Source organism: Escherichia sp. 93.1518, assembly GCF_013368915.2.
GTDB lineage: Bacteria > Pseudomonadota > Gammaproteobacteria > Enterobacterales > Enterobacteriaceae > Escherichia > Escherichia ruysiae.
Window position 1 is genome coordinate 21,172 of record NZ_JABWMT020000017.1, and the last position, 25,830, is coordinate 47,001.

The following is a 25,830-nucleotide window of genomic DNA, read 5'->3' on the forward strand; positions in this document are numbered from 1 at the left end:
TGATAAATCAAACAAGGCTCGACTTGCAGGCGGATTTGCCGGACAGGCGGTTAACGCCTTATCCAGCCTGAAAAAATTTAACGAGGCAGGACATCAGACGGCAAATTATACAACTTTGCCAGGGTATACACCTTATCGTTTACCCCCTGAAGCGTCACGCTGTTGCCCTGCTTTTTCGCCAGATCGATAAGGTGGAGCAGCAGCGCCAGTCCACCAGTATCGACGCGGGACACGCGGCTAAGATCGATGCAGGTAATTCCCTTCACCGCTTCTTCACGCACTTCCCAAAGCGGTAGCAGTACGTCTTGATCCAACTCTCCGGTTAATACCAGAGTGTTGCCCGTCTGCACCCAGCTCAGTGACTCGCTCATTATTTTTTCTCTTCCAGAGTGATTTTCTGTTGAGAAATTGATTTCAGTTGCGCGGTCAGGCCGTCGATACCTTTGGTACGCAGTAGTGTCCCCCACTCGTTTTGTTTGGTGGTGATCATGCTGACGCCTTCTGCAATCATGTCGTAAGCCTGCCAGTTGCCAGTCTGGGAGTTTTTACGCCACTGGAAGTCCAGACGTACCGGCGGGCGACCATTCGGGTCAATAATAGTAACGCGAATAGGCACAATGGTTTTGTCACCCAGCGGCTGTTCTGGCGCAATCTGGTAAGTCTGCCCGTGATACATCGCCAGCGCCTGACCGTAAGCCTGCTTCAGGTACTCACGGAAAGCGGCAAAGTATGCATCACGTTGGGCTGGGGTCGCGCTCTTGTAGTACTGACCCAGTACCAGTGCACCAGCGTATTTCACCTGCACATACGGCAGCAGTTCCTGATCGACGATAGTACGCAAATAATCCGGGTTGGCCCGGATTTGCGGTTGCTCATTCTTCAGGCGATCGAACGTTTTCTGCGCCGCCTCGTCCATCAACTTATACGGATTGGTCTGGTCTGCCGCAGTTGCCGCACTCAGCGGTGCAATCACCAGCAAAGCGACCATCATTAAACGTTTAAACATGCGTCGGTTCTCCTGAAATTATTTCGTTGTACCCACAGGTTCAGTGGTTTCATTATTACCTGGCGCAGCAGCTGGCGCATCGCCACTATTCTTATTGTCATCGCCTTTACTACCGTAAAGGAACTGACCAATGAGATCTTCCAGCACCATCGCAGACTTGGTGTCCTGAATCGAATCACCATCCTTCAGGATAGCAGTACCCAGTTCGGGGTCTTCAAAACCGACGTTTAACGCCAGATACTGCTCTCCAAGCAGGCCGGAAGTACGAATACTCAGCGAACTTGTGTCAGGAATGTGGTTATAACGTTGTTCAATTTCCAGCGTCACGCGCGGCAGATAGGTTTTCGGATCCAGCGTAATATCTGCCACCCGACCGACGACAACGCCGCCAATGCTGACCGGAGAGCGCGCTTTCAGGCCGCCAATGTTATCGAACGTCGCATAAAGCGTGTAGGTCGGTTCAGTACGTATGGACGTCACGTTTGCCGCCTTCAGGCAGACAAACAGCGCCGCCAGCAGTGCTGCTAATAAAAAGATACCCACCCAAATTTCATTTTTTTTCGTTTGCATGAACTCAATTCCCAAACATCAATGCGGTCAGCACAAAATCCAGCCCCAGAACAGCCAGAGACGAGTGGACAACGGTGCGAGTGGTTGCCCGGCTAATCCCGGCAGAAGTCGGGATGGCGTCGTAGCCGTTAAACAACGAAATCCACGTCACCGTAATGGCGAACACCACGCTCTTAATCAGACAGTTGACCAGATCCATACGCCAGTCGACGGCGTTTTGCATTGCCGACCAGAAGAATCCGCTATCAATACCTTTCCAGCTAACGCCGACCAGCGATCCGCCCCAGATCCCCACGGCGACGAAAATAATCGTCAGCAATGGCAATGAAATAACCCCAGCCCAGAAACGCGGAGAAATAACCCGACGCAGCGGATCGACCGCCATCATCTCCATGCTGGAGAGCTGCTCTGTGGCGCGCATCAAGCCGATTTCTGCGGTTAGCGCCGAACCGGCACGCCCGGCAAACAGTAACGCAGCAACCACCGGTCCCAGTTCACGCAGCAGCGATAACGCCACCAGCATACCCAGACTGGTTTCCGCACTATAGGTGGTCAGAACCAGATAACCTTGCAGACCCAGCACCATTCCGATGAACACGCCAGAAACCACAATAATCAGCATCGACAGGACGCCGACATTATAGAGCTGACGCACCAGCAGCGGCGCATGTTTACGAAATTCCGGTTTGCCTACCAGCGCATTGAATAACATTAACCCGGCCCGCCCGAACGTTCTCAGGGTTTTAATCCCTTTATGTCCAAGCGAGGCCAGCGCATTTAACAGCATGAGTGGCTTAACTCCCTGGTAAAAGATCAGCGTGATAATCGCCGGCAGGATAGCGGAACGGAACAGGTCCGTCAGCTATCCCGTCCAGAAACTGACGTACGCGCGGATCAGGATTCGCCTGCAACGCCTGGGCGCTACCGTGAGCGACAATTTTTTTATCCGCCAGAATCCAGGCGTGATCAGCAATACTTAAGACTTCCGGCACATCATGAGAAACTACCACGCAAGTCACGCCCAACGCGCTGTTCAGCTCAGAAATCAGCTTCACCAGTACGCCCATAGTGATCGGATCCTGCCCAACAAACGGTTCATCAAACATGATGAGATCCGGCTCCAGGGCAATCGCACGCGCCAGTGCAGCGCGACGAGCCATCCCGCCGGAAAGTTCAGAAGGCATAAGTTTCGCCGCTCCACGCAGCCCTACGGCTTCCAGCTTCATCATCACCGTGCTATGCAACAATGGCGCGGGGAGCTGGGTATGTTCGCGCAGTGGATAGGCCACGTTGTCAAATACGTTCATATCTGTGAACAACGCCCCGGACTGAAACAACATGCTCATCCGTTTGCGCACAGTGTACAGGCGCGAACGAGACATCGCCGGAATATTCTCGCCATCAAAAAGGATCTCACCGTGATCTGGTGCGATTTGCCCGCCAATCAGACGGAGTAGCGTCGTTTTACCGATGCCCGATGGCCCCATGATTGCCGTGATCTTCCCTCGCGGCACGGTCAGGGAAATATTATCGAAGATGCAGCGATTGCCACGCGTAAAACTGACATCGCGCATATCGACTAAATTCGCCACAGACTGCTCCATAATTCACCCTTCGTCTTGCGTTGATTTTCTAAGCATGGCGCTCAATTTAACCTTGAACCCAACATATTTACAGAATATTACCCGCCGTGGTTAGCTAAAGCTGGCATTTGTTTTACTTTTTAGCCGCATAAAGTCAAAATTAAGAATCCGTTACGGCTTTCTGAGAATCTTCAGCGACCGGCGAGTATACCTGAAGAAAGGACGTTAGATGCTTTTAGCTACGGCACTGTTAATTGTTGGTTTACTTTTGGTCGTATACAGTGCCGATCGTCTGGTATTTGCCGCTTCCATTCTTTGCCGCACTTTTGGCATCCCTCCGCTGATCATTGGCATGACTGTGGTCAGTATTGGCACGTCACTTCCAGAAATTATTGTTTCGCTTGCCGCGTCGCTGCACGAACAACGCGATTTAGCCGTCGGCACGGCGCTTGGCTCAAACATTATCAATATCTTGCTGATCCTAGGTCTGACCGCACTGGTGCGCCCTTTTACCGTCCATTCCGATGTTCTGCGCCGCGAGTTACCATTAATGTTATTCGTCAGCGTGGTAGCCGGTTCCGTACTCTATGACGGACAACTTAGTCGCAGCGATGGTATCTTTCTCCTTTTTCTGGCTGTGCTATGGCTGCTGTTCATTGTTAAACTTGCACATCAGGCCGAACGTCAGGGAACCGATAGCCTGACCAGAGAGCAGCTTGCAGAGCTACCGCGTGAAGGCGGTTTACCCGTCGCATTTTTATGGCTTGGCATTGCGCTGATCATCATGCCAGTGGCTACGCGGATGGTGATTGATAACGCCACCGTATTGGCGAATTACTTTGCCATCAGCGAATTGACTATTGGTCTGACGGCAATCGCTATCGGCACTAGTCTGCCAGAACTGGCAACCGCGATAGCCGGTGTTCGCAAAGGTGAAAACGACATCGCCATCGGTAATATCATTGGCGCGAATATTTTTAATATCGTCATCGTACTGGGTCTGCCGGCGCTGATTACGCCAGGGGAGGTTAACCCACTGGCGTACAGCCGTGACTATAGCGTGATGTTGTTGGTAAGCATTATTTTTGCGTTGCTGTGCTGGCGACGCTCCCCGCAACCGGGCCGTGGCGTAGGGGTATTATTAACAGGCGGATTTATCGTATGGCTGGCGATGTTGTACTGGTTATCGCCAATACTCGTTGAATAACTGGAAACGCATTATGTCGCACGTAGAGTTGCAACCGGGTTTTGACTTTCAGCAAGCAGGTAAAGAAGTCCTGGCGATTGAACGTGAATGCCTGGCGGAGCTTGATCAATACATCAATCAGAATTTCGCGCTCGCTTGCGAAAAGATGTTTTGGTGTAAAGGCAAAGTCGTGGTTATGGGGATGGGCAAATCGGGACACATTGGACGCAAAATGGCCGCGACCTTTGCCAGCACCGGTACTCCGTCATTTTTCGTCCATCCTGGCGAAGCCGCGCATGGCGATTTAGGCATGGTCACCCCGCAGGATGTGGTAATTGCTATCTCTAACTCTGGTGAATCCAGCGAAATCAATGCATTGATTCCGGTGCTTAAGCGTCTTCACGTGCCGTTAATCTGCATTACCGGTCGCCCGGAGAGCAGCATGGCGCGCGCCGCAGACGTGCATCTGTGTGTTAAAGTAGCGAAAGAAGCCTGTCCGTTGGGGCTGGCACCGACCAGCAGCACCACCGCCACGCTGGTTATGGGCGATGCGCTCGCCGTCGCGCTGTTAAAAGCGCGCGGCTTTACCGCCGAAGATTTTGCGCTCTCACATCCCGGCGGCGCACTGGGTCGTAAACTTCTGCTGCGCGTAAACGATATTATGCATACGGGTGATGAGATCCCGCATGTTAAAAAAACCGCCAGCCTGCGCGATGCATTACTGGAAGTTACCCGCAAAAATCTTGGTATGACCGTCATTTGCGATGACAATATGATGATTGAAGGCATCTTTACCGACGGTGATTTACGCCGTGTCTTCGATATGGGCGTAGATGTCCGTCAATTAAGTATTGCCGATGTGATGACGCCGGGGGGAATTCGCGTACGCCCTGGCATTCTGGCCGTTGAGGCACTGAACTTAATGCAGTCCCGCCATATCACCTCCGTAATGGTTGCCGATGGCGACCATTTACTCGGTGTGTTACATATGCATGATTTACTGCGTGCTGGCGTAGTGTAAAGATTCAAGGATAAACAACAATGAATAAAGCAGGTGCGTCACTTGAGACCTGTTACGGCCCTGTCAGTGCCGACGTTATGGCAAAAGCAGAAAATATTCGTCTGCTGATCCTTGACGTCGATGGCGTGCTGTCAGATGGCCTGATTTATATGGGCAACAACGGCGAAGAACTTAAAGCGTTCAATGTTCGTGATGGTTATGGCATTCGTTGTGCGCTCACCTCTGATATTGAAGTCGCCATCATTACCGGGCGAAAGGCTAAACTGGTAGAAGATCGCTGTGCCACATTGGGGATTACTCACTTGTATCAGGGGCAGTCGAATAAACTTATCGCCTTTAGCGATCTGCTGGAAAAACTGGCGATCGCCCCGGAAAACGTGGCTTACGTTGGGGATGATCTCATCGACTGGCCGGTAATGGAAAAAGTGGGCCTAAGCGTAGCCGTGGCCGATGCGCACCCGCTGTTGCTTCCGCGCGCCGATTACGTGACTCGCATTGCTGGCGGTCGTGGCGCAGTGCGTGAAGTTTGCGACTTATTACTCCTGGCGCAGGGCAAACTGGATGAAGCCAAAGGGCAATCGATATGAGTAAAGCCAGACGTTGGGTTATCATTGTGCTATCACTGGCGGTTCTGGTGATGATCGGTATTAACATGACCGAGAAAGACGATACCGCCCAGGTGGTCGTCAACAACAATGATCCCACCTATAAAAGCGAGCATACGGACACGCTCGTCTATAACCCAGAAGGGGCGCTAAGCTATCGATTGATTGCTCAACACGTTGAATATTATTCCGATCAGGCCGTTTCGTGGTTTACGCAACCGGTACTTACTACGTTTGATAAGGATAAAATCCCGACATGGTCCGTAAAAGCGGATAAAGCCAAGCTGACCAATGATCGGATGCTCTATTTATATGGACACGTTGAAGTCAACGCACTTGTGCCGGACTCTCAACTTCGCAGAATCACGACGGATAACGCGCAGATCAATCTGGTGACGCAGGATGTTACCTCTGAAGACCTCGTCACGTTATACGGAACAACATTTAACTCCAGCGGTCTGAAAATGCGCGGCAACTTACGCAGCAAGAACGCCGAGCTGATTGAAAAGGTTAGAACATCCTATGAAATTCAAAACAAACAAACTCAGCCTTAATCTTGTGCTTGCCAGCTCACTTCTGGCCGCCAGTATTCCGGCATTTGCCGTTACCGGAGACACTGACCAGCCGATTCACATTGAGTCGGATCAGCAATCTCTTGATATGCAAGGCAACGTGGTCACCTTCACGGGTAACGTCATTGTTACCCAGGGCACCATCAAAATTAATGCCGATAAAGTGGTCGTTACCCGTCCGGGCGGCGAGCAGGGCAAAGAAGTGATCGATGGCTACGGTAAGCCAGCGACGTTCTATCAAATGCAGGACAACGGTAAACCTGTCGAAGGTCACGCTTCCCAGATGCATTACGAACTGGCGAAAGATTTTGTCGTTCTGACCGGTAATGCTTATCTGCAGCAGGTCGATAGCAATATAAAGGGCGATAAAATCACTTATCTGGTGAAAGAGCAGAAAATGCAGGCTTTCAGCGATAAAGGTAAGCGCGTAACCACCGTTCTGGTGCCGTCGCAGTTGCAGGATAAAAACAACAAAGGCCAGACCCCGGCACAGAAGAAAGGTAATTAATTCGTTATGGCAACATTAACAGCAAAGAACCTTGCAAAAGCCTACAAGGGTCGCCGCGTGGTGGAAGACGTCAGTCTGACCGTCAACTCCGGGGAAATTGTTGGTCTGCTGGGGCCAAACGGTGCCGGTAAGACTACCACTTTCTACATGGTTGTGGGCATTGTGCCGCGCGATGCAGGCAACATCATTATTGATGATGACGATATCAGTCTGCTGCCATTACACGCGCGCGCGCGCCGTGGTATCGGCTATCTGCCGCAGGAAGCCTCCATTTTCCGCCGCCTCAGCGTTTACGATAACCTGATGGCGGTACTGCAAATTCGTGACGACTTGTCTGCTGAACAACGTGAAGACCGCGCGAACGAGCTGATGGAAGAGTTTCACATTGAGCACCTGCGTGACAGCATGGGGCAATCGCTCTCCGGTGGTGAACGTCGCCGTGTAGAAATTGCCCGCGCACTGGCTGCGAATCCGAAATTTATTCTGCTTGATGAACCGTTTGCCGGGGTTGACCCGATCTCGGTTATCGACATCAAACGCATCATTGAGCACCTGCGCGACAGCGGCCTGGGTGTGCTGATCACTGACCATAATGTGCGTGAAACACTGGCAGTTTGTGAACGCGCTTATATCGTCAGTCAGGGGCATTTGATCGCCCACGGCACACCTACAGAAATCTTACAAGACGAACATGTTAAGCGTGTATACCTTGGGGAAGACTTCAGACTCTGATAGGGTAGAAGCTCGCGACGTTTTAGCAGGAGAGTACGATTCTGAACATGAAGCAAGGTTTGCAACTCAGGCTTAGTCAGCAACTGGCGATGACGCCTCAGCTACAACAGGCAATTCGTCTGTTGCAGCTGTCCACGCTGGAACTTCAACAGGAGCTGCAGCAGGCGCTGGAGAGTAATCCACTGCTTGAGCAAATCGACACTCATGATGAAATCGACACTCACGAAACGCCAGATAGCGAAACGCTGGACACTGCTGACGCGCTCGAACAAAAAGAGATGCCGGAAGAGCTGCCGCTCGATGCCAGTTGGGACACCATCTACACTGCCGGTACGCCGTCCGGCACCAGCGGTGACTACATTGACGACGAACTACCAGTCTATCAAGGCGAAACGACGCAGACCTTGCAGGATTATCTGATGTGGCAGGTCGAACTGACGCCGTTTTCCGACACTGACCGCGCTATCGCCACCTCCATCGTTGATGCCGTTGATGATACCGGTTATCTCACCGTCCCACTGGAAGATATTCTCGAAAGCATGGGCGATGAAGAGATCGACATCGATGAAGTTGAAGCGGTCCTCAAGCGGATCCAACGGTTTGACCCGGTCGGTGTAGCGGCGAAAGATCTGCGCGACTGCCTGCTGATCCAACTCTCCCAATTCGACAAAACGACGCCGTGGCTGGAAGAAGCTCGACTGATCATTAGCAATCATCTTGATCTACTGGCGAATCACGACTTCCGCACACTAATGCGCGTAACTCGTCTAAAAGAAGATGTGCTGAAAGAAGCCGTCAATCTGATCCAGTCGCTCGATCCGCGCCCCGGTCAGTCGATCCAGACCGGCGAACCGGAATATGTCATTCCAGATGTGTTGGTGCGTAAGCATAACGACCACTGGACGGTGGAACTCAACAGCGACAGTATTCCGCGTCTGCAAATCAACCAGCACTATGCCTCGATGTGTAATAACACACGTAACGATGGCGACAGCCAGTTTATCCGCAGCAATCTGCAGGATGCCAAATGGTTGATTAAGAGTCTGGAAAGTCGTAACGATACGCTACTGCGCGTGAGTCGCTGTATTGTTGAACAGCAGCAAGCCTTCTTTGAGCAAGGCGAAGAATATATGAAACCGATGGTACTGGCCGATATCGCCCAGGCTGTCGAAATGCATGAATCGACGATATCTCGCGTGACCACGCAAAAGTACCTGCATAGTCCACGAGGCATTTTTGAACTGAAGTATTTTTTCTCCAGTCACGTCAATACCGAGGGCGGCGGCGAAGCCTCGTCCACGGCGATTCGTGCGCTGGTGAAGAAATTAATCGCGGCGGAAAACCCAGCGAAACCGTTGAGCGACAGCAAGTTAACCTCTTTGCTGTCGGAACAAGGTATCATGGTGGCACGCCGCACTGTTGCGAAATACCGAGAGTCTTTATCCATTCCGCCGTCAAACCAGCGTAAACAGCTCGTTTGACCCAACCGATAAGGAAGACACTATGCAGCTCAACATTACCGGAAATAACGTCGAGATCACCGAGGCCCTGCGCGAATTTGTCACATCAAAATTTGCCAAACTTGAGCAATATTTTGACCGAATCAACCAAGTCTATGTTGTTCTGAAAGTGGAGAAAGTCACCCATACCTCAGATGCAACACTGCATGTAAACGGTGGCGAAATTCATGCCAGCGCGGAAGGTCAGGACATGTACGCTGCCATTGATGGCTTAATCGATAAGCTGGCACGCCAGTTGACCAAGCATAAAGATAAATTGAAACAACACTAATTGTCCGGGCAATTAGCAAGTGCATGGCGGCCTGTTGTGCGACACAACGGGCCATTTGTACGGTTAATGCTCCGAACCTGTCCCACGATTCGAGTGGTCAGGTTCTTAGGTGAAATTATGACAAATAATGATACAACTCTACAGCTTAGCAGTGTTCTTAACAGGGAATGTACGCGAAGCCGCGTCCACTGTCAGAGCAAAAAACGTGCACTGGAAATTATCAGCGAACTGGCTGCGAAACAACTCAGCCTGCCGCCTCAGGTGGTTTTTGAAGCTATTCTGACGCGGGAAAAAATGGGCAGTACCGGTATCGGTAATGGCATTGCCATTCCGCATGGCAAACTGGAAGAAGATACTCTGCGTGCCGTTGGTGTTTTCGTTCAGCTCGAAACGCCTATAGCTTTCGATGCCATAGACAACCAACCGGTGGACTTACTTTTTGCCCTGCTGGTGCCGGCTGACCAAACCAAAACGCACCTGCATACTCTTTCGCTGGTGGCGAAACGTCTGGCGGACAAAACCATCTGCCGCCGTTTACGCGCAGCCCAGAGTGATGAAGAGCTGTATCAAATCATTACGGATACCGAAGGTACTCCGGATGAAGCGTAGTTATTCTGTAATGTCTCTTTTAGACGTTGTGAGGAGAAACAGTACATGGTACTGATGATCGTCAGCGGACGTTCAGGCTCAGGTAAATCTGTCGCCCTTCGTGCGCTGGAAGATATGGGTTTTTACTGCGTGGATAACCTTCCCGTAGTGCTGTTACCCGATCTGGCTCGCACGCTCGCCGATCGCGAGATTTCTGCCGCCGTCAGCATTGATGTTCGTAATATGCCGGAGTCACCAGAAATATTCGAACAGGCGATGAGTAACCTGCCTGATGCTTTCTCACCGCAACTGCTGTTCCTGGATGCCGATCGTAACACCCTGATTCGTCGTTACAGTGATACGCGCCGCCTGCATCCGCTCTCCAGCAAGAACCTGTCGCTGGAAAGTGCTATCGACAAAGAAAGCGATCTGCTGGAGCCACTGCGTTCGCGGGCAGATTTGATTGTCGATACCTCAGAAATGTCCGTTCACGAGTTGGCAGAAATGTTGCGTACCCGTTTGCTGGGTAAACGCGAGCGTGAACTGACGATGGTCTTTGAGTCCTTCGGCTTCAAACACGGCATTCCTATTGATGCAGATTACGTCTTTGATGTGCGCTTCTTGCCGAACCCGCACTGGGATCCGAAACTGCGTCCAATGACAGGTCTTGATAAACCTGTTGCCGCGTTCCTCGACCGCCACACAGAAGTACACAATTTTATCTACCAGACGCGAAGCTACCTTGAGCTATGGTTACCTATGCTGGAAACCAACAACCGTAGCTACCTGACGGTCGCCATTGGTTGTACCGGCGGGAAGCACCGTTCGGTGTATATTGCAGAACAGCTGGCAGACTACTTCCGCTCGCGCGGTAAAAACGTCCAGTCACGCCATCGTACGCTGGAAAAACGTAAACCATGACCGTCAAGCAAACTGTTGAAATCACAAACAAGCTGGGCATGCATGCCCGGCCTGCCATGAAACTCTTTGAATTAATGCAGGGTTTTGACGCTGAAGTGCTGTTACGTAATGACGAAGGCACCGAGGCTGAAGCCAACAGCGTTATTGCGCTGCTGATGTTGGATTCTGCCAAAGGACGGCAGATTGAAGTTGAAGCGACCGGACCACAGGAAGAGGAAGCACTGGCCGCCGTTATCGCCCTCTTTAACTCTGGTTTTGATGAAGATTAATCTTCATAACCCTGACGCTTAATTCCCCCGGATACACACCTTCAGCCCTTAAGGGTGAAAAATGTACAAGCGGAAAATGTCCTCATTTTTCGCGGTTTGTACATTTTGTGCTCTTTTCTGTGCGTACAAAACCTTAAGAAAACCTTAAAAAGCCTTGTTTAGGTTTTGTTTAAGTTAAGCCCTCATACTGGAGACTGTCAGAAAATATTTCCAGGAGATGGCATGATTCGCTTATCTGAACAAAGTCCCCTGGGCACCGGAAGACATCGGAAATGTTACGCGCATCCGGAAGATGCCCAACGCTGTATCAAGATTGTCTATCACCGTGGCGACGGTGGTGATAAAGAGATCCGCCGTGAGTTAAAGTACTACGCGCATCTTGGTCGTCGGTTAAAAGACTGGAGCGGTATTCCACGCTATCACGGTACGGTTGAAACTGATTGCGGGACCGGTTATGTCTACGATGTCATTGCCGATTTTGATGGCAAACCGTCTATTACATTGACCGAATTTGCTGAACAATGCCGTTACGAAGAAGATATCGCGCAACTGCGCCAGCTACTGAAACAGCTGAAGCGTTATTTGCAGGATAACCGCATCGTGACAATGTCGCTGAAGCCGCAGAATATTCTTTGTCACCGCATCAGCGAGTCAGAAATTATTCCCGTCGTCTGTGACAACATTGGTGAAAGCACGTGGATTCCGTTAGCGACCTGGTCGAAGTGGTGTTGTTTACGTAAACAAGAGCGATTGTGGCAACGTTTTATCGCTCAACCCGCGTTATCGGTTGCCCTGAAGAAAGACGCACAACTCAGTGAGAACAAGAAACTCTCCCTCACCTCGCGCGAAGCTTAATCCAGTTGATGTTGCCGCATAAAAGATTCACCGCCCAACTGATGCATCTGCCGTAAAATCCACGCCTGACGGCTACGCACGTAGCCTGAGGGTGCGGAAGCTTTAAAGCGTAGTGGGTTCGGAAGTACTGCTGCCAGTAAGGCAGCCTCCGACTGAGTGAGTTTGCTCGCGGGTTTATGGAAATAGCGTTGCGCTGCGGCTTCAACACCAAACACACCATCGCCAAATTCGGCAATATTCAGATAAACCGTCAGGATGCGTTTTTTGCTCCAGACCGTTTCTATCCCCAATGTCAGACCTGCTTCCAGCCCTTTACGTATCCAGCTACGCCCATCCCATAAAAAGAGGTTTTTGGCTGTCTGCTGGGAAAGCGTTGATGCGCCGCGAATACGATTTTCATTACGCTCGTTGTGCGCCAGAGCTTTCTCAATGGAAGCGACATCAAAGCCCCAGTGCTCAGGGAATTTCTGATCTTCTGCGGCAATCACCGCCAGTCCCATCCACGGCGATATTTGATCCATACTGACCCAGTCAGAATGTGCCACGTAACGAAAATTACCATGTAGCCATGCACTGACCTGTCGCTCGAACATTACCGCTGAGAACGGAACGGGCGCTATGCTAAACAACGCGATGCCCCCGCCCCATAAAACGGCGAGGACAACCACTAACCGCAGAAGAAAACGACGAACGAAACCGAACGCCGTTAAGCGGCTTTTACTCATTCAGCCAGAACCAGCACGCGAGAAACCAGCTTATCAATACCGTTCGCCGCTTCCGCAATGTTCTGTGCCAACATATAAGCCGGTGTAGTGACAATCTTATTGTCTTCATCAACAACGATATCATCGACCGGACATGGCACATGCTCCGCGCCCATCGCTTCCAGCACTTCTGCGGTATCGATATCAGTACCGATGGTCAAACGCAGCGGGAAATCGAAAATTTTCGGCAGCATCGCCGGGGCAATACACATAAAACCAAGCGGTTTACCGGCCTGATGCATCGCTTGCGCCAACGCCTTTAATTCACGATCAACGGTGCATTCACTGCCAAGGCTGGCAAAATTGCTTAAATTCTTCGCCGCGCCAAAGCCACCCGGCACAATCAACGCATCCAGTTCGGCAGCATCGGCCTGAGCCAGAGGACGGATCTCACCACGCGCAATACGCGCGGCTTCAATCAGCACATTGCGCGATTCCGCCATCGCCTCGCCGGTTAAATGGTTGATAACGTCAACCTGCTGCTTATCCGGCGCAAAGCAGACCGCCTGCGCGCCGCTGCGTGAAATAGCTAACAACGTCAACACCGCTTCATGAATTTCAGAACCGTCATAGACGCCGCACCCGCTCAGAACTACGCCAATTTTCTTCATTGTGATCATCCTTTCGCAACTGACTGAAACACATTAATCTTTTTAATAAAAATGCTACGCATCACACATTTAACTGATTCATGTAACAAATCATTTAAGATTTGCTATCTTAACTGCGTGCGGCCTGAAAAACAGTGCTGTGCCCTTGTAACTCATCATAATAATTTACGGCGCAGCCAAGATTTCCCTGGTGTTGGCGCAGTATTCGCGCACCCCGGTCTAGCCGGGGTCATTTTTTAGTGGCTTTTGCCACCCACGCTTTCAGCACGTCTACGTCGTGACGCCACTCTTCTTTCATCTCTTCAATCCATTCACCTACGTTATCTTCCCACGCAGGAAGGTCGGGAGATTGAATTTGCTGACCCAGCTGTTGTAGATGGCGTAACCCCACTGAACCTGCCGCGCCTTTAATTTTATGCCCTTCCTCGACGATGCCTTTTTTATCCTGCGCCGTCAGGTTCGACTCCAGTACACTCACATAGCCCGGCATCATTTTCTCAAACACCGCCAGTCCATCGGTAATCAATTTCGGCCCTACAAGTTCGAGATACTGTTCCAGCATGGGTATATCGAGTAATGCTTCAGATTTGCTGTTCTCTTCTGTCGTCACCGTGCTCTCCTCATCATCCTGGGTATCCCAGAATTTCTTGATCATCGCGGTTAGCGCCGGTACGGAAAGCGGCTTACTCAGCACATCATCCATTCCAGCATTGAGGTACTCTTGTTTATCTTTCAGCACATTGGCGGTTAAAGCCACCAGCGGCGGTAAATCTTCGCGCGGATAACGCTTCGTCAGTTCACGAGAGATATCCAGCCCGGTCATATCTGGCAACTGAATATCCAGCAATACCAGGTCGTATTCGCCTGGTTTAAACATCTCCAGCGCCGCCTTGCCGGTCATTGCTACATCAACGCTGTTACCCAATTTTTCCAGTACAGAACGCGCGACAATAACGTTCAGTTCAATGTCTTCCACCAGCAGCACATTCAGCGCCGGTAAAGGCATATCGTCTTCGTCAAACGCGTCATCGACCTCTTCTGCCACCGACGGTGCGTGGATCGTCAACCTAAAGGTTGAACCCTTGCCCTGTTCGCTGGTGACGGTGATATCGCCGCCCATATTTTTCGCCAGCCGACGAGAAACCGCCAGGCCAATGCCGGTGCCGGTGGCAGGTTTACCACCGTGACTGTCTTTCACCTGATAATACATGGCAAAAATTTTATCCAGCTCATCCTGCGGAATACCGATGCCGGAGTCTTCCACTTCAAAATGCAGCATGTCGCCTTCATCGTAGCGCACGCGCACGGTAACCTGCCCTTGCTGGGTGAATTTGACGGCGTTACTGATGAGATTCCACAGGATCTGCCGTAAACGCGTACCGTCGGTAATGATCTGATGCGGTAATGGTAGCGTCGGTTCCAGAATAAAACGCAGCCCTTTTTGTTGCGCCTGCAATGCGGAGAGATTTTCCAGATCGGCAAGGAAACTGGTGAAATCAACTGGCTGGTTATCAAGCTGAACTTTACGCCGCTCCATCTTATCCATGTCGATAATATCGTTAAAAATATTCCCCAAAGTGACGGCGGAAACATGGATGGTTTTGAGATATTTTTCCTGCTCAGCAGTGAGTTCCGTATCCAGCAGAATGCGGCTTAAACCAACGATACCGTTCAGCGGTGTACGCAATTCGTGACTGATGGTGGAGATAAAAGTCGTTTTGTCGCGGCTGGCACGTTCGAGCGCATCCTGATACCGCTTACGCTCGGTAATGTCACGACCAAACCCCATCAAACCGTGGCGTTTACCCACGCGGTCGTAGTACGGCACTTTACGGATTTCAAAGCAGGCTTTGCGTCCGTCGGGATAATCCAGCCACTGCTCATAGGTCAGTGACACATTATGACGGAACACTTTTTCATCGGTCTCAATGACTTTCGCGGCGGCTTCCGGTGAGTAAACATCAGCAGGTTTCAGATGAACCAGTTGTTTTTCGCTCTTCCCGGTTAGCAATTCCATTGCGCGGTTACAGCCGGAAAACTCTTTATCTTCGTTACGGTAAAAAACCAGGTCTGGAGAGGCGTCAAGGAAGGAACGTAAGAAAGAGGATTGCTGTTCGAGCTGAATTTGTGTCTCTTCACGCTCTTTGATTTCAATTTTCAGCTGACCGAAGGTTTCCTGCAATTCAGCTTCCGCTTTTTCACGAACGGCAATTTCCTGATTAAGCTGGGTAATATTGTCTTTTAACTGAACGTTGAGGCTCAGATCGCGCTCACGCATCTCCTCCAGTTTTTGCACCAACCGTGACAGACGTTGTCGTGACTCCTCCAGTTGCTCTACAACCACCGAAAGAAAGTAGACCGCCCACGGCGTAATCAGCAGACCAAAGAAGATAGAGCGAATAACATCAATGCTTTCGACCTGACCATGCAGCACCATGGTCACCGCCATTTGTACCACAATGGCGAGAACGACAAGGGCCAGCGCCAGCAACATTGAGAAGCGCACCAGACCTAACTTCATCATCAGGTCAACATAATACTGCGCCAGCAGACGAATTTGCTTCATTAGGGAATTCCTTCACGACAACCTGCCCCAATAATACCCAATTCTGACAGTTACGTTATAAATTGTGTGAGAAATGCGGAATTCCCCTCAATGGCCTACGCCGTTGGAGGTAGCCACGGACGTCCCAGCGCCGATCCCTGTACGCCATGTTCATTCAGATAGCGATCCAGCTCGACCATTCCCGTCCAGCGATTTTCACACCACAGCGGAGCAAGTAGCGTCGGGCGACGGGCGCTGGCGGAAATTCGGTGGTAGATAACCTCCGGTGGCGTATGGCGAATCATTTCTCCGGCCGTCAGCGTGTAATCGTCCAGTTCAATACCGTTCAAACGCCCCGCTTCCCAGGCTTTCGCCATAATACTGCCTTTCACGATATGCAGGGGATGAAGCTTTATGCCGTCCACGCCGGTTTCAACCACTCGCTCCAGCGTTTGCAAACATTCCGCGTGCCCTTCGCCAGGCAGGCCGACAATTAAATGAGAACACACCTTCAGTCCACGCTGACGCGCCAGCTGGGTCGTGCGCTGATAGCAGGCAAAATCATGTCCGCGATTGATGCGATGCAGCGTTTTGTCATGCGCGGTTTGCAGGCCCAGCTCCAGCCACACTTCGTAGCCCTGGTCTTTATATTCACAAAGCAGATCCAACACCGCATCCGGCACGCAGTCCGGGCGCGTACCAACACACAAACCGACAATATTGGCCTGGCTCACCGCCTGTTGATACATGGAACGCAGCACCTGAACTTCCGCAAAGGTGCTGGTATAAGCCTGAAAGTAGGCCAGATAGCGTTTCGCGCGGTTAACCAGATTCGCCTGATGCGCCAGTTGTTCGGCAATGGAGCGATGCTGCTGTGCTTCGTCGGCAAACGAAGCAACATTACAGAATGTGCATCCGCCGCGTCCGATGGTTCCGTCACGATTCGGGCAGCTAAAACCGCCATGCAGCGTCAGTTTATGCACCTTTTGCCCGTAACGACGGGTAAGATCCCCACCAAACATATTGACTAATTTCTGTAACTGCATAATCTGATAGACCGCGCCTTGAAAAGAGGCCAAAGCCTGCCATTTTTAGCTCAATTCGGCGATGACCTGGATCAATCGCCCCGGCCTGCTTATATCAACTGCATAATAAATCACAATTACTGAAATTTAATGCAATAGCACATAAATTACTTTTGCTTATCTTGCGTCGGATTTTTTTATCCGCTAATGGATTTTAAACAAAAACAGTAGCATGAAATGCCTTTTCCTCTTAAGGCAGTATAAAACACTGCTTCAAACGTCAATTCAAGGCAGGATAAGGGTTAACACGCCGCTATAGTAGTCAGGCACTCAACGTTTTCCTTTTTCCCCTCCCATTAATAAAGAACAACAAATTCAGTTTAAATTCAATAAATTAACAAAGAATTTTGCGCTAAAGCACATTTCCAGACCAATAAGCTTGCCATTTGACCTGTATCAGCTTTCCCGATAAGTTGGAAATCCGCTGGAAGCTTTCTGGATGAGCAGCCTGCTCATCATATTTATGCAGTAATTGAGTTCCCCTCTTCACCGTATTAACTGATGCGAAAAGGACAAAAAAGGGGGCGAATGCGAGGTAAGCGTATGAAACGCAAACCCCGTCGCCATGCTCTTTCTGTGCCCGTGCGCAGCGGTTCGGTAGTGGGGTTCCCGCAGAGCCTGGGGGAGGTTCACGATATGTTGTACGATAAATCCCTTGAGAGGGATAACTGTGGTTTCGGCCTGATCGCCCACATAGAAGGCGAACCTAGCCACAAGGTAGTGCGTACTGCAATACACGCACTGGCCCGTATGCAGCACCGTGGCGCGATTCTCGCTGATGGTAAAACCGGTGACGGTTGCGGTCTGCTGTTACAAAAACCGGATCGCTTTTTTCGCATCGTTGCGCAGGAACGCGGCTGGCGTTTAGCGAAAAACTACGCCGTCGGGATGATCTTCCTGAATAAAGATCCTGAACTCGCCGCCGCCGCACGCCGCATCGTTGAAGAAGAGCTACAACGCGAAACCTTGTCGATTGTCGGCTGGCGTGATGTCCCTACCAACGAAGGTGTACTGGGTGAAATCGCCCTCTCCTCGCTGCCGCGCATTGAGCAAATTTTTGTGAACGCCCCGGCAGGCTGGCGTCCGCGCGATATGGAGCGCCGTCTGTTTATCGCCCGTCGCCGCATTGAAAAACGTCTCGAGGCCGATAAAGACTTCTACGTCTGTAGCCTGTCGAATCTGGTCAACATCTATAAAGGTCTGTGTATGCCGGCGGATTTGCCGCGCTTTTACCTGGATCTTGCTGATCTGCGTCTGGAATCAGCTATCTGCCTGTTCCATCAACGCTTCTCCACCAACACCGTGCCGCGCTGGCCGCTGGCGCAGCCGTTCCGCTATCTGGCGCACAACGGCGAAATCAACACTATCACCGGTAACCGCCAATGGGCGCGTGCGCGTACCTATAAATTCCAGACGCCGCTTATCCCTGATCTGCACGACGCCGCACCGTTCGTCAACGAAACCGGCTCTGACTCCAGTTCGATGGATAACATGCTGGAACTGCTGCTGGCAGGCGGGATGGATATCATCCGCGCCATGCGCCTATTAGTACCACCCGCCTGGCAGAACAACCCGGATATGGACCCGGAACTGCGTGCCTTCTTTGACTTTAACTCCATGCATATGGAACCGTGGGATGGTCCGGCGGGCATCGTGATGTCCGATGGTCGCTTCGCTGCCTGTAACCTCGACCGTAACGGTCTGCGTCCGGCACGCTACGTCATTACCAAAGATAAGCTCATCACCTGCGCCTCTGAAGTCGGTATCTGGGATTACCAGCCTGACGAAGTGGTCGAAAAAGGCCGCGTCGGGCCAGGCGAACTGATGGTTATCGACACCCGCAGTGGGCGTATTCTGCACTCGGCAGAAACCGATGACGATCTGAAAAGCCGCCACCCTTATAAAGAGTGGATGGAGAAAAACGTCCGCCGACTGGTACCGTTTGAAGATCTGCCCGATGAAGAAGTGGGTAGCCGCGAACTGGACGACGACACGCTTGCCAGCTACCAGAAACAGTTTAACTACAGTGCGGAAGAGCTGGACTCCGTAATTCGCGTACTGGGCGAAAACGGTCAGGAAGCGGTCGGATCGATGGGCGATGATACCCCATTCGCCGTGCTCTCCAGTCAGCCGCGCATTATTTACGACTACTTCCGCCAGCAGTTTGCTCAGGTGACTAACCCGCCAATCGACCCGCTGCGTGAAGCGCATGTTATGTCGCTCGCCACCAGCATTGGTCGTGAAATGAACGTCTTCTGTGAAGCAGAGGGCCAGGCGCACCGTTTAAGCTTTAAATCGCCGATTCTGCTCTACTCCGATTTCAAACAGCTCACGACGATGAAAGAGGAGCACTACCGCGCAGATACGCTGGATATCACCTTTGACGTCACTAAAACCACGCTCGAAGCGACAGTCAAAGAGCTGTGCGACAAAGCCGAAAAAATGGTACGTAGCGGCACCGTGTTGCTGGTGCTCTCCGACCGGAATATCGCTAAAGATCGCCTGCCGGTTCCGGCTCCGATGGCGGTTGGCGCGATCCAGACCCGTCTGGTCGATCAAAGCCTGCGTTGCGACGCCAACATCATCGTCGAAACCGCCAGCGCCCGCGATCCGCACCACTTCGCCGTGTTACTAGGCTTCGGCGCGACGGCTATTTATCCGTACCTTGCCTATGAAACGCTGGGTCGCCTGGTTGACACCCACGCGATTGCCAAAAATTATCGTACCGTGATGCTCAACTACCGTAACGGCATCAACAAAGGCTTGTACAAAATCATGTCCAAAATGGGCATCTCCACCATCGCCTCTTACCGCTGCTCGAAACTGTTTGAGGCGGTCGGTCTGCACGATGACGTTGTGAGCCTGTGCTTCCAGGGCGTGGTTAGCCGCATTGGCGGAGCAGGCTTTGAAGACTTCCAGCAGGATCTGCTGAATCTCTCGAAACGTGCCTGGCTGGCGCGTAAACCCATCAGCCAGGGCGGCCTGCTGAAATATGTGCACGGCGGCGAATACCACGCCTACAACCCGGACGTAGTGCGCACGTTGCAACAGGCGGTACAGAGCGGCGAGTACAGCGACTATCAGGAATACGCGAAGCTGGTTAACGAGCGTCCTGCTACCACGCTGCGCGATCTGCTGGCGATTACTCCAGGTGATGAAGCGGTCAACATTGCTGATGTTGAACCGGCAAGCGAACTGTTTAAACGCTTCGATACCGCCGCAATGTCTATCGGCGCATTAAGCCCGGAAGCGCACGAGGCGCTGGCGGAAGCGATGAACAGCATTGGCGGCAATTCCAACTCCGGTGAAGGTGGTGAAGATCCGGCGCGCTATGGCACTAACAAAGTGTCGCGCATCAAGCAGGTGGCTTCCGGTCGCTTCGGTGTTACTCCGGCGTACCTGGTCAATGCCGACGTCATTCAGATTAAAGTCGCCCAGGGCGCGAAACCGGGTGAAGGCGGTCAGTTACCGGGCGATAAAGTCACTCCTTACATCGCCAAACTGCGCTATTCCGTGCCGGGCGTAACGTTGATCTCCCCGCCACCGCACCACGATATCTACTCTATCGAGGATTTAGCGCAGCTGATTTTCGACCTGAAACAGGTTAACCCGAAAGCGATGATCTCCGTGAAGCTGGTGTCTGAGCCGGGCGTAGGCACCATCGCGACTGGCGTGGCGAAAGCCTATGCGGACTTGATCACCATCGCAGGCTATGACGGCGGCACCGGCGCAAGTCCGCTTTCATCGGTGAAATACGCAGGCTGCCCGTGGGAGCTGGGGCTTGTTGAAACCCAACAGGCGCTGGTTGCCAACGGCTTGCGTCATAAGATCCGTTTGCAGGTTGATGGCGGCCTGAAAACCGGTGTCGATATCATCAAAGCAGCCATCCTCGGCGCGGAAAGTTTCGGTTTCGGCACTGGCCCAATGGTGGCGCTCGGCTGTAAATATCTGCGTATTTGCCATCTGAACAACTGCGCCACCGGCGTGGCAACTCAGGACGAAAAACTGCGTAAAAATCACTACCACGGCCTGCCGTTCAAGGTGACGAATTACTTTGAATTTATCGCCCGTGAAACCCGCGAGCTGATGGCACAGCTAGGGGTAACGCGTCTGGTGGATCTGATTGGTCGCACCGACCTGCTGAAAGAGCTGGACGGTTTCACCGCTAAACAGCAAAAACTGGCGCTATCGAAGCTGCTGGAGACTGCCGAGCCTAAGGCTGGCAAGGCGCTGTACTGCACCGAAAACAACCCGCCGTTTGATAACGGCCTGCTGAATGCGCAGTTGCTGCAACAGGCGAAACCGTTTGTCGATGAGCGCCAGAGCAAAACCTTCTGGTTCGATATTCGTAACACCGACCGTTCTGTCGGCGCATCGCTTTCAGGTTATATCGCCCAGACGCACGGCGATCAGGGACTGGCTGCCGATCCAATCAAAGCGTACTTCAACGGCACCGCAGGCCAGAGTTTCGGCGTGTGGAACGCGGGCGGCGTGGAGCTGTATCTGACGGGTGATGCCAACGACTATGTCGGTAAAGGCATGGCGGGCGGCTTAATCGCCATTCGTCCTCCGGTTGGCTCGGCCTTCCGCAGCCATGAAGCAAGCATTATCGGCAACACCTGCCTGTATGGTGCGACCGGTGGTCGTCTGTATGCCGCAGGCCGCGCGGGTGAACGTTTTGGCGTGCGTAACTCCGGTGCTATTACCGTGGTAGAAGGTATTGGCGACAACGGCTGTGAATATATGACGGGCGGTATCGTCTGTATTCTGGGTAAAACTGGCGTTAACTTCGGCGCGGGCATGACTGGCGGCTTCGCTTACGTTCTCGACGAAAGCGGCGATTTCCGCAAACGCGTTAACCCGGAACTGGTGGAGGTCTTAAGCGTGGACTCTCTGGCGATCCATGAAGAGCATCTGCGTGGTCTTATCACCGAGCATGTGCAGCATACTGGTTCCCAGCGTGGCGAAGAAATTCTGGCTAACTGGTCAACCTTCGCCACTAAATTCGCGCTGGTTAAACCGAAGTCCAGTGATGTAAAAGCACTGCTGGGTCACCGTAGTCGTAGCGCAGCAGAGTTGCGCGTGCAGGCGCAGTAAGGGGTAGCAACAATGAGTCAGAATGTTTATCAATTTATCGACCTGCAGCGCGTTGATCCGCCAAAGAAACCGCTGAAGATCCGCAAAATTGAGTTTGTTGAAATTTACGAGCCGTTTTCCGAAGGCCAGGCCAAAGCACAGGCTGATCGCTGCCTGTCATGCGGCAACCCATACTGCGAGTGGAAATGCCCGGTACACAACTACATCCCGAACTGGCTGAAGCTCGCCAACGAGGGACGTATTTTTGAAGCGGCAGAACTGTCGCATCAAACAAATACCCTGCCGGAAGTGTGCGGACGTGTCTGCCCGCAGGATCGTCTGTGCGAAGGTTCCTGTACCCTGAACGATGAATTCGGCGCAGTGACCATCGGTAATATTGAGCGTTATATCAATGATAAAGCGTTCGAAATGGGCTGGCGCCCGGATATGTCCGGCGTGAAGCAAACCGATAAAAAAGTGGCGATTATCGGCGCAGGTCCGGCGGGTCTGTCGTGTGCGGATGTCCTGACGCGCAACGGTGTCAAAGCTGTCGTCTTCGACCGTCACCCGGAAATCGGCGGCCTGCTGACTTTCGGCATTCCAGCCTTCAAGCTGGAAAAAGAGGTGATGACGCGCCGCCGTGAAATCTTCACCGGCATGGGTATTGAATTCAGGCTCAATACCGAAGTGGGCCGTGACGTACAGCTTGACGATCTACTGAAAGATTACGATGCCGTGTTCCTTGGCGTCGGGACTTATCAGTCAATGCGCGGCGGGCTGGAAAACGAAGACGCCGATGGTGTGTACGCGGCGCTGCCGTTCCTTATCGCCAACACCAAACAGTTGATGGGCTTTGGCGAAACCAGCGACGAACCTTTCGTCAGCATGGAAGGCAAGCGCGTGGTGGTGCTTGGCGGCGGCGATACCGCGATGGACTGTGTGCGGACTTCCGTGCGTCAGGGAGCAAAGCACGTTATCTGCGCCTATCGTCGTGATGAAGAGAACATGCCAGGTTCCCGTCGCGAAGTGAAAAACGCGCGGGAAGAAGGCGTTGAGTTCAAATTCAACGTCCAGCCGCTGGGTATTGAAGTGAATGGCAACGGTAAAGTCAGCGGCGTGAAAATGGTGCGCACCGAAATGGGCGAACCGGACGCTAAAGGCCGTCGCCGCGCGGAGATCGTGGCAGGGTCAGAACATATTGTTCCGGCAGATGCGGTGATCATGGCGTTTGGTTTCCGCCCACACAGCATGGAATGGCTGGCAGAACACAGCGTTGAGCTGGATTCGCAGGGTCGTATCATTGCCCCGGAAGGTAACGAAAACGCCTTTCAGACCAGTAACCCGAAAATCTTTGCCGGTGGTGACATCGTGCGTGGTTCGGATCTGGTGGTGACCGCCATCGCCGAAGGTCGTAAAGCGGCTGACGGGATCATGAACTGGCTGGAAGTTTAAGCGTGGTAACAATAAATTCGCCAGACATTGTCTGGCGAATTTATAAAACGAACTATCCAGATAATTTTAAGCCATTAACTCGGCCTTAACCTTCACTACCACCTTTTTAATCTCTCCTGGCTCGCTAACAACACATCCCGGTTTATGCGGTTCTCCTGGCATAAACACGGCGAACATTCCCGGTTTCAGGATGATAGCTTGCTCGTTCTCAATGGCGCTGCAAAGCTGGTAATCATCCTCATGGTGAAACTCTTCACACTGACGCGCAGTGCCTGCCATGCCAAAAAGAATCCGCTCCTCGCCGCTTAACAATAACTGGATATCAATATATTGCTCGTGCAATTCGGCTTTTTTCTCAACGGGCGATTGAGTGTTAAAAGTCATGACATTCATAAAGATATTGTCGCCCTGCAATTCGTAACGACCCGGCGCTTTTTCCTGCGGCCTGGCGGCTAATGCCAGCGTTAACGCGTCCAGTAGTGCTGGATGTAAACCGGCAAATGGTAACGACTGTACTTCACCCATCATCATAATTTTTCTCCCTGAGCCAGCAACGCAGCTCCAAGTAAACCTGCATCATGGCGGTAGTGCGCCGCCAGTAACTCAACATGAAATGCCGCTGGCTCCTGAGCCAGATACGTTTCCACCAGCGCCAGATACCCTTCCGCCAGCCCGACACTGCCGCCGAGCACCACACACTGGCAATCAGTTGTGGCTTTAACATCGGCAATCAGTCTTGCCAGCGCATGTGCGGAGCGATGAATCAGTTGCTGTGCCTGCTCGTCGCCCTGCCCGGCGCGCGTGAAAATAGTTTTCGCATCCGCGCCAGCCAACTCCCCCTGCGCTGCCGCTGCAATGCCGCGACCAGAAGCAATCGCTTCCACGCAACCTGTGCGTCCACAGCCACAGACAGGCCCCTGCGGATCGGCAAGCGTATGCCCGATGTGCCCCGCCAGACCACCTGGGCCGGTAAGCAGTTTGCCGCCGCTGACCACGCCGCCGCCAACACCGGTGGAAACGGTGATAAACACCATATCGGTTATATCGCCTTCCAGCGCCTGATACTCCGCCCACGCTGCGGCCTGCGCATCATTAATGGCAATGGTCGGCAAGTCGGTAAGTTGTTCCAGCGTTTTGACTAACGGAAAGTGTAGCAATCCACCGAGATTATGCGGATTCAGCGCCAGCAGGCTGCCGTCGCGGATTATCCCGGTTGAAGCGATGGCAACCTGCTGCGCATGAGCTTGCAACGGGGAGACTAATGCGGATAAGGCATCACGCAAGGCTTCTGGTGTCTGGCTGGCTGGCGTAGGAAGTTCACGACGATCGCGGATCTGCCCGTCAGCGCCAATCAGCGCGGCGGCAAGTTTAGTACCGCCGATATCAATCGCCAGTGTGGTCATAGCACCGCCTTTTTCATCGCTGTGTTGTACCACTGACAAATGTGTTCAAGACGCGTAATGGCAGAACCGACCGTCACTGCCCATGCGCCGTGGCGCATCGCATCTGCCGCCTGCGCTGGCGTGTTGTATCGCCCTTCGGCAATCACCCGGCATCCGGCGTCGCTCAATGTTTTCACCAGCGCCAGATCGGGCTCTTCTGGCGTTTCAGGTGTGGTATAGCCAGAAAGCGTAGTACCAATAATTTCGGCTCCCAGCTTTTGGCAAGCCAGACCGTCTTCCGGCGTTGAGCAGTCAGTCATCGCCAGTAAACCGTGGTGGTGAATACGCGCAAGCAGCGTTTCAACAGGCACCGGACGCGGACGATCGGTGCCATCAATCGCGATAATATCCGCGCCAGCCTGCGCCAGTGCATCAACATCTTCAATATAGGCCGTGATACGTACCGGAGAATCCTCCAGATCGCGTTTCACAATCCCGATAATCGGCACGCTCACCACCGCACGCGTGGCTTTCAGGTTTGCCACACCCTCTATGCGAATAGCGACCGCACCCGCCTGCTCTGCCGCTAATGCCATGGCAGCAACGATTTCGGGTTTATCGAGCGGGCTGTCCGGAACCGGCTGGCAGGAGACAATCAAGCCACCATTGGTAGCGATTTTTTGATCCAGTTGTGCAAGTAACGACATA

26 protein-coding genes are annotated in these 25,830 nt (G+C 52.4%); 14 read left to right on the forward strand and 12 right to left on the reverse strand.

Features of this window, described 5'->3' with window-relative positions; translation table 11 throughout:
• Nucleotides 1-77 precede the first annotated feature (77 nt).
• From mlaB to mlaF, 5 genes are read right to left on the reverse strand one after another with little or no spacing between them, the layout of a single operon-like run.
• Nucleotides 78-371, reverse strand: a complete 294-nt coding sequence (mlaB, locus tag HEN21_RS13845) for a lipid asymmetry maintenance protein MlaB (protein ID WP_000004491.1) — start codon at nucleotides 369-371, stop codon at nucleotides 78-80.
• Nucleotides 371-1,006: a phospholipid-binding protein MlaC gene (gene mlaC, locus HEN21_RS13850; protein WP_000476484.1), complete on the reverse strand. Its 636-nt coding sequence runs from the start codon at nucleotides 1,004-1,006 to the stop codon at nucleotides 371-373. The genes mlaB and mlaC overlap by 1 nt, the downstream gene beginning before the upstream one ends.
• Before the next feature lie 18 nt (nucleotides 1,007-1,024).
• Nucleotides 1,025-1,576, reverse strand: a complete 552-nt coding sequence (gene mlaD / locus HEN21_RS13855; protein WP_016159478.1) for an outer membrane lipid asymmetry maintenance protein MlaD — start codon at nucleotides 1,574-1,576, stop codon at nucleotides 1,025-1,027.
• Nucleotides 1,577-1,580: 4 nt separating this feature from the next.
• On the reverse strand, nucleotides 1,581-2,363 hold the full coding sequence (mlaE, locus tag HEN21_RS13860; RefSeq protein WP_000925792.1) for a lipid asymmetry maintenance ABC transporter permease subunit MlaE: 783 nt from the start codon (nucleotides 2,361-2,363) through the stop codon (nucleotides 1,581-1,583).
• Nucleotides 2,364-2,370: 7 nt separating this feature from the next.
• A complete protein-coding gene (gene mlaF / locus HEN21_RS13865; protein ID WP_000438245.1) occupies nucleotides 2,371-3,180 on the reverse strand; it encodes a phospholipid ABC transporter ATP-binding protein MlaF in 810 nt (269 codons plus the stop codon).
• Between the two features lie 208 nt (nucleotides 3,181-3,388).
• Between mlaF and HEN21_RS13870 the strand changes: the two genes are divergently transcribed.
• From HEN21_RS13870 to yrbL, 12 genes are all read left to right on the forward strand, one after another.
• The gene (locus HEN21_RS13870; RefSeq protein ID WP_000922893.1) at nucleotides 3,389-4,366 is read left to right on the forward strand and encodes a calcium/sodium antiporter; all 978 of its coding nucleotides are present in this window, start codon (nucleotides 3,389-3,391) and stop codon (nucleotides 4,364-4,366) included.
• A 13-nt stretch (nucleotides 4,367-4,379) separates the two neighbouring features.
• Nucleotides 4,380-5,366, forward strand: coding sequence for an arabinose-5-phosphate isomerase KdsD (gene kdsD, locus HEN21_RS13875; RefSeq protein WP_010346512.1), 987 nt, complete (start codon nucleotides 4,380-4,382; stop codon nucleotides 5,364-5,366).
• A 20-nt stretch (nucleotides 5,367-5,386) separates the two neighbouring features.
• A complete protein-coding gene (gene kdsC / locus HEN21_RS13880) occupies nucleotides 5,387-5,953 on the forward strand; it encodes a 3-deoxy-manno-octulosonate-8-phosphatase KdsC (protein WP_001030165.1) in 567 nt (188 codons plus the stop codon).
• Nucleotides 5,950-6,525, forward strand: a complete 576-nt coding sequence (lptC, locus tag HEN21_RS13885; RefSeq protein WP_000030542.1) for an LPS export ABC transporter periplasmic protein LptC — start codon at nucleotides 5,950-5,952, stop codon at nucleotides 6,523-6,525. The genes kdsC and lptC overlap by 4 nt, the downstream gene beginning before the upstream one ends.
• Nucleotides 6,494-7,051 carry a lipopolysaccharide ABC transporter substrate-binding protein LptA gene (gene lptA / locus HEN21_RS13890; protein ID WP_000669785.1) on the forward strand — a complete coding sequence of 186 codons (558 nt, stop codon included), beginning with the start codon at nucleotides 6,494-6,496 and terminating at the stop codon, nucleotides 7,049-7,051. The genes lptC and lptA overlap by 32 nt, the downstream gene beginning before the upstream one ends.
• Nucleotides 7,052-7,057: 6 nt before the next feature.
• Nucleotides 7,058-7,783 carry an LPS export ABC transporter ATP-binding protein gene (gene lptB / locus HEN21_RS13895; protein WP_000224099.1) on the forward strand — a complete coding sequence of 242 codons (726 nt, stop codon included), beginning with the start codon at nucleotides 7,058-7,060 and terminating at the stop codon, nucleotides 7,781-7,783.
• Nucleotides 7,784-7,830: 47 nt separating this feature from the next.
• Nucleotides 7,831-9,264: an RNA polymerase factor sigma-54 gene (gene rpoN / locus HEN21_RS13900; protein ID WP_176251700.1), complete on the forward strand. Its 1,434-nt coding sequence runs from the start codon at nucleotides 7,831-7,833 to the stop codon at nucleotides 9,262-9,264.
• A gap of 22 nt (nucleotides 9,265-9,286) precedes the next feature.
• Nucleotides 9,287-9,574 carry a ribosome hibernation promoting factor gene (gene hpf, locus HEN21_RS13905; RefSeq protein WP_001176602.1) on the forward strand — a complete coding sequence of 96 codons (288 nt, stop codon included), beginning with the start codon at nucleotides 9,287-9,289 and terminating at the stop codon, nucleotides 9,572-9,574.
• Between the two features lie 117 nt (nucleotides 9,575-9,691).
• Nucleotides 9,692-10,183 carry a PTS IIA-like nitrogen regulatory protein PtsN gene (ptsN, locus tag HEN21_RS13910; RefSeq protein WP_000183676.1) on the forward strand — a complete coding sequence of 164 codons (492 nt, stop codon included), beginning with the start codon at nucleotides 9,692-9,694 and terminating at the stop codon, nucleotides 10,181-10,183.
• A gap of 45 nt (nucleotides 10,184-10,228) precedes the next feature.
• The gene (gene rapZ / locus HEN21_RS13915; protein WP_000243741.1) at nucleotides 10,229-11,083 is read left to right on the forward strand and encodes an RNase adapter RapZ; all 855 of its coding nucleotides are present in this window, start codon (nucleotides 10,229-10,231) and stop codon (nucleotides 11,081-11,083) included.
• Entirely contained in the window at nucleotides 11,080-11,352 is a 273-nt protein-coding gene (gene npr, locus HEN21_RS13920; RefSeq protein WP_000216791.1) for a PTS phosphocarrier protein NPr, read from the forward strand. The genes rapZ and npr overlap by 4 nt, the downstream gene beginning before the upstream one ends.
• 222 nt (nucleotides 11,353-11,574) lie before the next feature.
• On the forward strand, nucleotides 11,575-12,207 hold the full coding sequence (yrbL, locus tag HEN21_RS13925) for a PhoP regulatory network protein YrbL (protein ID WP_000620403.1): 633 nt from the start codon (nucleotides 11,575-11,577) through the stop codon (nucleotides 12,205-12,207).
• Here the strand turns inward: yrbL and mtgA are convergent.
• From mtgA to HEN21_RS13945, 4 genes are all read right to left on the reverse strand, one after another.
• Complete coding sequence (gene mtgA, locus HEN21_RS13930) at nucleotides 12,204-12,932, reverse strand: monofunctional biosynthetic peptidoglycan transglycosylase (RefSeq protein WP_105285447.1); 729 nt, start codon at nucleotides 12,930-12,932, stop codon at nucleotides 12,204-12,206. The genes yrbL and mtgA overlap by 4 nt on opposite strands.
• The gene (gene elbB / locus HEN21_RS13935; RefSeq protein ID WP_010358121.1) at nucleotides 12,929-13,582 is read right to left on the reverse strand and encodes an isoprenoid biosynthesis glyoxalase ElbB; all 654 of its coding nucleotides are present in this window, start codon (nucleotides 13,580-13,582) and stop codon (nucleotides 12,929-12,931) included. The genes mtgA and elbB overlap by 4 nt, the downstream gene beginning before the upstream one ends.
• Nucleotides 13,583-13,811: 229 nt before the next feature.
• Nucleotides 13,812-16,148 (reverse strand): aerobic respiration two-component sensor histidine kinase ArcB, encoded by a 2,337-nt coding sequence (gene arcB / locus HEN21_RS13940; RefSeq protein ID WP_000809800.1) that lies wholly within the window; start codon nucleotides 16,146-16,148, stop codon nucleotides 13,812-13,814.
• A gap of 95 nt (nucleotides 16,149-16,243) precedes the next feature.
• Nucleotides 16,244-17,173 (reverse strand): TIGR01212 family radical SAM protein, encoded by a 930-nt coding sequence (locus tag HEN21_RS13945; RefSeq protein ID WP_105282885.1) that lies wholly within the window; start codon nucleotides 17,171-17,173, stop codon nucleotides 16,244-16,246.
• A 675-nt stretch (nucleotides 17,174-17,848) separates the two neighbouring features.
• Between HEN21_RS13945 and gltB the strand changes: the two genes are divergently transcribed.
• The gene (gltB, locus tag HEN21_RS13950) at nucleotides 17,849-22,309 is read left to right on the forward strand and encodes a glutamate synthase large subunit (protein ID WP_032159938.1); all 4,461 of its coding nucleotides are present in this window, start codon (nucleotides 17,849-17,851) and stop codon (nucleotides 22,307-22,309) included.
• Between the two features lie 12 nt (nucleotides 22,310-22,321).
• Nucleotides 22,322-23,740 (forward strand): glutamate synthase subunit GltD, encoded by a 1,419-nt coding sequence (gene gltD, locus HEN21_RS13955; protein WP_105287237.1) that lies wholly within the window; start codon nucleotides 22,322-22,324, stop codon nucleotides 23,738-23,740.
• Nucleotides 23,741-23,806: 66 nt separating this feature from the next.
• Here the strand turns inward: gltD and nanQ are convergent, their stop codons facing one another.
• The 3 genes from nanQ to HEN21_RS13970 are packed head-to-tail and all read right to left on the reverse strand — an operon-like array spanning nucleotide 23,807 to nucleotide 25,829.
• Nucleotides 23,807-24,271 carry an N-acetylneuraminate anomerase gene (nanQ, locus tag HEN21_RS13960; RefSeq protein ID WP_176251701.1) on the reverse strand — a complete coding sequence of 155 codons (465 nt, stop codon included), beginning with the start codon at nucleotides 24,269-24,271 and terminating at the stop codon, nucleotides 23,807-23,809.
• Nucleotides 24,268-25,143 carry an N-acetylmannosamine kinase gene (gene nanK, locus HEN21_RS13965; RefSeq protein ID WP_105285449.1) on the reverse strand — a complete coding sequence of 292 codons (876 nt, stop codon included), beginning with the start codon at nucleotides 25,141-25,143 and terminating at the stop codon, nucleotides 24,268-24,270. The genes nanQ and nanK overlap by 4 nt, the downstream gene beginning before the upstream one ends.
• Complete coding sequence (locus HEN21_RS13970; RefSeq protein WP_000054240.1) at nucleotides 25,140-25,829, reverse strand: N-acetylmannosamine-6-phosphate 2-epimerase; 690 nt, start codon at nucleotides 25,827-25,829, stop codon at nucleotides 25,140-25,142. The genes nanK and HEN21_RS13970 overlap by 4 nt, the downstream gene beginning before the upstream one ends.
• Nucleotide 25,830 lies beyond the last annotated feature (1 nt).

What these genes read in the sequence shown, in the direction of transcription:
- mlaB (WP_000004491.1), bottom strand. Translation starts at nt 371, where the DNA reads ATGAGCGAGTCACTGAGCTGGGTGCAGACGGGCAACACTCTGGTATTA.
- mlaC (WP_000476484.1), bottom strand. Translation starts at nt 1,006, where the DNA reads ATGTTTAAACGTTTAATGATGGTCGCTTTGCTGGTGATTGCACCGCTG.
- mlaD (WP_016159478.1), bottom strand. Translation starts at nt 1,576, where the DNA reads ATGCAAACGAAAAAAAATGAAATTTGGGTGGGTATCTTTTTATTAGCA.
- mlaE (WP_000925792.1), bottom strand. Translation starts at nt 2,363, where the DNA reads ATGCTGTTAAATGCGCTGGCCTCGCTTGGACATAAAGGGATTAAAACC.
- mlaF (WP_000438245.1), bottom strand. Translation starts at nt 3,180, where the DNA reads ATGGAGCAGTCTGTGGCGAATTTAGTCGATATGCGCGATGTCAGTTTT.
- HEN21_RS13870 (WP_000922893.1), top strand. Translation starts at nt 3,389, where the DNA reads ATGCTTTTAGCTACGGCACTGTTAATTGTTGGTTTACTTTTGGTCGTA.
- kdsD (WP_010346512.1), top strand. Translation starts at nt 4,380, where the DNA reads ATGTCGCACGTAGAGTTGCAACCGGGTTTTGACTTTCAGCAAGCAGGT.
- kdsC (WP_001030165.1), top strand. Translation starts at nt 5,387, where the DNA reads ATGAATAAAGCAGGTGCGTCACTTGAGACCTGTTACGGCCCTGTCAGT.
- lptC (WP_000030542.1), top strand. Translation starts at nt 5,950, where the DNA reads ATGAGTAAAGCCAGACGTTGGGTTATCATTGTGCTATCACTGGCGGTT.
- lptA (WP_000669785.1), top strand. Translation starts at nt 6,494, where the DNA reads ATGAAATTCAAAACAAACAAACTCAGCCTTAATCTTGTGCTTGCCAGC.
- lptB (WP_000224099.1), top strand. Translation starts at nt 7,058, where the DNA reads ATGGCAACATTAACAGCAAAGAACCTTGCAAAAGCCTACAAGGGTCGC.
- rpoN (WP_176251700.1), top strand. Translation starts at nt 7,831, where the DNA reads ATGAAGCAAGGTTTGCAACTCAGGCTTAGTCAGCAACTGGCGATGACG.
- hpf (WP_001176602.1), top strand. Translation starts at nt 9,287, where the DNA reads ATGCAGCTCAACATTACCGGAAATAACGTCGAGATCACCGAGGCCCTG.
- ptsN (WP_000183676.1), top strand. Translation starts at nt 9,692, where the DNA reads ATGACAAATAATGATACAACTCTACAGCTTAGCAGTGTTCTTAACAGG.
- rapZ (WP_000243741.1), top strand. Translation starts at nt 10,229, where the DNA reads ATGGTACTGATGATCGTCAGCGGACGTTCAGGCTCAGGTAAATCTGTC.
- npr (WP_000216791.1), top strand. Translation starts at nt 11,080, where the DNA reads ATGACCGTCAAGCAAACTGTTGAAATCACAAACAAGCTGGGCATGCAT.
- yrbL (WP_000620403.1), top strand. Translation starts at nt 11,575, where the DNA reads ATGATTCGCTTATCTGAACAAAGTCCCCTGGGCACCGGAAGACATCGG.
- mtgA (WP_105285447.1), bottom strand. Translation starts at nt 12,932, where the DNA reads ATGAGTAAAAGCCGCTTAACGGCGTTCGGTTTCGTTCGTCGTTTTCTT.
- elbB (WP_010358121.1), bottom strand. Translation starts at nt 13,582, where the DNA reads ATGAAGAAAATTGGCGTAGTTCTGAGCGGGTGCGGCGTCTATGACGGT.
- arcB (WP_000809800.1), bottom strand. Translation starts at nt 16,148, where the DNA reads ATGAAGCAAATTCGTCTGCTGGCGCAGTATTATGTTGACCTGATGATG.
- HEN21_RS13945 (WP_105282885.1), bottom strand. Translation starts at nt 17,173, where the DNA reads ATGCAGTTACAGAAATTAGTCAATATGTTTGGTGGGGATCTTACCCGT.
- gltB (WP_032159938.1), top strand. Translation starts at nt 17,849, where the DNA reads ATGTTGTACGATAAATCCCTTGAGAGGGATAACTGTGGTTTCGGCCTG.
- gltD (WP_105287237.1), top strand. Translation starts at nt 22,322, where the DNA reads ATGAGTCAGAATGTTTATCAATTTATCGACCTGCAGCGCGTTGATCCG.
- nanQ (WP_176251701.1), bottom strand. Translation starts at nt 24,271, where the DNA reads ATGATGATGGGTGAAGTACAGTCGTTACCATTTGCCGGTTTACATCCA.
- nanK (WP_105285449.1), bottom strand. Translation starts at nt 25,143, where the DNA reads ATGACCACACTGGCGATTGATATCGGCGGTACTAAACTTGCCGCCGCG.
- HEN21_RS13970 (WP_000054240.1), bottom strand. Translation starts at nt 25,829, where the DNA reads ATGTCGTTACTTGCACAACTGGATCAAAAAATCGCTACCAATGGTGGC.